The sequence below is a fragment of the Isoptericola sp. NPDC055881 genome (assembly GCF_053615895.1).
In genome coordinates, this window is record NZ_JBSHCR010000135.1 from 1 (window position 1) to 3,902 (window position 3,902).

At 58.8% G+C, this 3,902-nt stretch carries 4 protein-coding genes; 2 read left to right on the top strand and 2 right to left on the bottom strand.

All coding sequences use genetic code 11. The features are described from left to right. The first annotated feature begins 141 nt into the window (after positions 1 to 141). Both aph(3'')-Ib and ACWGKI_RS20630 read left to right on the top strand, forming a co-directional pair. Complete coding sequence (aph(3'')-Ib, locus tag ACWGKI_RS20625) at positions 142 to 945, top strand: aminoglycoside O-phosphotransferase APH(3'')-Ib (protein ID WP_001082319.1); 804 nt, start codon at positions 142 to 144, stop codon at positions 943 to 945. Then, complete coding sequence (locus ACWGKI_RS20630; RefSeq protein WP_000480968.1) at positions 945 to 1,781, top strand: aminoglycoside O-phosphotransferase APH(6)-Id; 837 nt, start codon at positions 945 to 947, stop codon at positions 1,779 to 1,781. The genes aph(3'')-Ib and ACWGKI_RS20630 overlap by 1 nt, the downstream gene beginning before the upstream one ends. Before the next feature lie 136 nt (positions 1,782 to 1,917). Here ACWGKI_RS20630 and mbeA read toward each other — a convergent pair whose 3' ends face one another. Together mbeA and ACWGKI_RS20640 are read right to left on the bottom strand one after the other, a co-directional pair. Continuing rightward, positions 1,918 to 3,417 carry a plasmid mobilization relaxase MbeA gene (gene mbeA / locus ACWGKI_RS20635; RefSeq protein ID WP_046695791.1) on the bottom strand — a complete coding sequence of 500 codons (1,500 nt, stop codon included), beginning with the start codon at positions 3,415 to 3,417 and terminating at the stop codon, positions 1,918 to 1,920. Further along, positions 3,407 to 3,751, bottom strand: coding sequence for a MobC family plasmid mobilization relaxosome protein (locus ACWGKI_RS20640; RefSeq protein ID WP_044704870.1), 345 nt, complete (start codon positions 3,749 to 3,751; stop codon positions 3,407 to 3,409). The genes mbeA and ACWGKI_RS20640 overlap by 11 nt, the downstream gene beginning before the upstream one ends. Positions 3,752 to 3,902: the final 151 nt, after the last annotated feature.

The following is a 3,902-nucleotide window of genomic DNA, read 5'->3' on the forward strand; positions in this document are numbered from 1 at the left end:
CGTCACTCTCTACCGATATGTCGGTCCCAAAGGCGAGCTCAGAGACCATGGAAAGCATGTTCTCGGACTTACGTAGCAACTCGTTTCTTTTCGCAGGTTGAGCCACCTCCGCGCTTCATCAGAAAACTGAAGGAACCTCCATTGAATCGAACTAATATTTTTTTTGGTGAATCGCATTCTGACTGGTTGCCTGTCAGAGGCGGAGAATCTGGTGATTTTGTTTTTCGACGTGGTGACGGGCATGCCTTCGCGAAAATCGCACCTGCTTCCCGCCGCGGTGAGCTCGCTGGAGAGCGTGACCGCCTCATTTGGCTCAAAGGTCGAGGTGTGGCTTGCCCCGAGGTGATCAACTGGCAGGAGGAACAGGAGGGTGCATGCTTGGTGATAACGGCAATTCCGGGAGTACCGGCGGCTGATCTGTCTGGAGCGGATTTGCTCAAAGCGTGGCCGTCAATGGGGCAGCAACTTGGCGCTGTTCACAGCCTATCGGTTGATCAATGTCCGTTTGAGCGCAGGCTGTCGCGAATGTTCGGACGCGCCGTTGATGTGGTGTCCCGCAATGCCGTCAATCCCGACTTCTTACCGGACGAGGACAAGAGTACGCCGCAGCTCGATCTTTTGGCTCGTGTCGAACGAGAGCTACCGGTGCGGCTCGACCAAGAGCGCACCGATATGGTTGTTTGCCATGGTGATCCCTGCATGCCGAACTTCATGGTGGACCCTAAAACTCTTCAATGCACGGGTCTGATCGACCTTGGGCGGCTCGGAACAGCAGATCGCTATGCCGATTTGGCACTCATGATTGCTAACGCCGAAGAGAACTGGGCAGCGCCAGATGAAGCAGAGCGCGCCTTCGCTGTCCTATTCAATGTATTGGGGATCGAAGCCCCCGACCGCGAACGCCTTGCCTTCTATCTGCGATTGGACCCTCTGACTTGGGGTTGATGTTCATGCCGCCTGTTTTTCCTGCTCATTGGCACGTTTCGCAACCTGTTCTCATTGCGGACACCTTTTCCAGCCTCGTTTGGAAAGTTTCATTGCCAGACGGGACTCCTGCAATCGTCAAGGGATTGAAACCTATAGAAGACATTGCTGATGAACTGCGCGGGGCCGACTATCTGGTATGGCGCAATGGGAGGGGAGCAGTCCGGTTGCTCGGTCGTGAGAACAATCTGATGTTGCTCGAATATGCCGGGGAGCGAATGCTCTCTCACATCGTTGCCGAGCACGGCGACTACCAGGCGACCGAAATTGCAGCGGAACTAATGGCGAAGCTGTATGCCGCATCTGAGGAACCCCTGCCTTCTGCCCTTCTCCCGATCCGGGATCGCTTTGCAGCTTTGTTTCAGCGGGCGCGCGATGATCAAAACGCAGGTTGTCAAACTGACTACGTCCACGCGGCGATTATAGCCGATCAAATGATGAGCAATGCCTCGGAACTGCGTGGGCTACATGGCGATCTGCATCATGAAAACATCATGTTCTCCAGTCGCGGCTGGCTGGTGATAGATCCCGTCGGTCTGGTCGGTGAAGTGGGCTTTGGCGCCGCCAATATGTTCTACGATCCGGCTGACAGAGACGACCTTTGTCTCGATCCTAGACGCATTGCACAGATGGCGGACGCATTCTCTCGTGCGCTGGACGTCGATCCGCGTCGCCTGCTCGACCAGGCGTACGCTTATGGGTGCCTTTCCGCAGCTTGGAACGCGGATGGAGAAGAGGAGCAACGCGATCTAGCTATCGCGGCCGCGATCAAGCAGGTGCGACAGACGTCATACTAGATATCAAGCGACTTCTCCTATCCCCTGGGAACACATCAATCTTACCGGAGAATATCGTTGGCCAAAGCCTTAGCGTAGGATTTCGCCCTCTCCCGCAAACGACCCCTTCTTGGGGTTTATCACGGGCCGGCATCCGTCAGCCCAGCGTCGGTCCTTTGTAGGTTTTCTGCGGCTGGCGCTCCAGCTCCAGTGTTTTCTGATACTCATTCTCCCCCTGCCGGAACTCGGTGGCATTCAGTTCCCGGACAAGCGGCGCAGCTGCTCGCTTAAACTCAGCACCTGCGTGCTCAAGTCCGACACGCGCTCGTTCAGCACCGCGTTCTCCCGTTGCATAAGCCCAGACATCTTCTGCCATTCCGCGAAGGCGCTCTCCCATTCGTCCAGCCTTTGCGAGTAGTCCTGATGTAGCTGCTCTAATGCGGTCAGCAACTGCTTTTCCAGCTCTGTCATTTTCCGCTACTCCTGTTTCAGGCGGATCCAGGTCGTCCCGTCGTAGGGGATGGCTTCGGCTTGCATCCCCGGCGGCAGGATAAGGAACCTCCGGCCGTCGCTGCTCTCCTGATAGCGCACTCCCCACGTCCGGGCAGTCATTTTCGCCAGGGTATCTTCCTGCTGACGAAGATGTGTGTAATTGTCGGTTATCTGCTGCCCCTGCCACCACAGAATGCTCCCGCTCGTGGCGATCAGCAGCGCTGACACCATCAGGATGGTGAGCCATGCCCTCCCGGCTGTCAGCAGCACGCTCCGCCGGTTTTTCTCCATCGCCTCGCTCATACTCTGTTCGTGGGCGCTGATGGCGTCGCTGATTCTCCTCGCGCTTGCGCTCAGTTCCGCTCTGACAGACTGCTCGTGCTCGCTGAATGCGGCTTTCAGCATCTCGCCGGTACTCTGCTGCTGCGCTTTCGATTTCTGCTCCAAGTCCTTCGCCAGCGTTAAAAGACTGCTCATAGATGGCTCCCTTCAGTCGGATGTTTCGCCCCCCGTCCGGGTCGGCAATGCTGATGCTGCTTTTCGTGCTGCGCACCACCTCAAAACCTGCGCTTTCCAGCGCCTCAGTGACGTCCTGACGGGTTTTCAGCTCCCCGGATGAGGCAAGGGCAAGCAGGCCGCGCGTAATCGCCTGGGCAGCTTCCTGCTTCGCTTCCGGCAGCGCGGACGGCGTGACCAGCGCCCGCCGGTTTTCCGGCGCGTTCGGGTCGTGCAGCCCCAGCCGGCCGTTGACCACCGTCTGCCAGGCATCGATGCGCGGCCGGTCGGCGCGGTCGTAGTACGGCTGGAGCCGCCTGCCGGTCAGCAGCTCGGTATTGGGGATCAGAAAGTTCAGCTCCAGACGCCCCTTGTCCGCGTGCTCCACCCACAGAATGCTGTACTGATCTTTATCGAGGCCGGGCATCAGAACACGCTCGAAGCTGGCCATCAGTTTTTCCCGCTGGCCGGGAGGCAGATCTGCCTCCGCAAACGACAGTACGCCGGAGGTGTATTTCTTCACGTAAGGCGACACATCAATCAGCTCCCGGACTTCTTCCGGCTTGCCCTGCAGGACGGTGGCGCCTTCACGCTGCCGGTCTTTACCCAGCAAATAGTCCACCGGCCCGGCGCCACCGCCGCGACCGCGCGGATGAAATTTAATGATCATCGTCCGTTCCTTTCTCAAGAACGGCGTGCCGCAGCTGCTCAAGGCCGGCATCGATTGCCATCAGCGCCGCCACAATCTGCACCCTGTCATGGCCGGTACCGCCGCCGGCGTTAACGCGGCGGGCTATCTGGTTCAGGTTGTTGCCCATGCCGGCAAGCTGGCGCAGCAGCGCCGGCGAGATCGAGGGTAGCTTTCCGGTACGCGCAGGCTTTTCATCAAGACAGGTCTGCCGCATCCACGCCGCCAGCTGCCTGCCGTCACAGCGTTCGAGCAGCCGCCGGTGCTCGTCCTCCGTCACCCACATGGTGAGCATCTTGTTCCGTTTCTCTGACAAACCGGTCTCCTGATAACGCCGGGACGGGCGGGAAAGCCTTTCCCGGTCGGCGCGGGGTTGGACAAGCCGCAGGCGCGTCAGGCTTTTGGCGGGTTTCGGGGCGCAGCCCTGAACCAGTCACGTAGCGCTAGCGGAGTGTATACTGGCTTAC

What these genes read in the sequence shown, in the direction of transcription:
- ACWGKI_RS20630 (WP_000480968.1), top strand. Translation starts at nt 945, where the DNA reads ATGTTCATGCCGCCTGTTTTTCCTGCTCATTGGCACGTTTCGCAACCT.
- mbeA (WP_046695791.1), bottom strand. Translation starts at nt 3,417, where the DNA reads ATGATCATTAAATTTCATCCGCGCGGTCGCGGCGGTGGCGCCGGGCCG.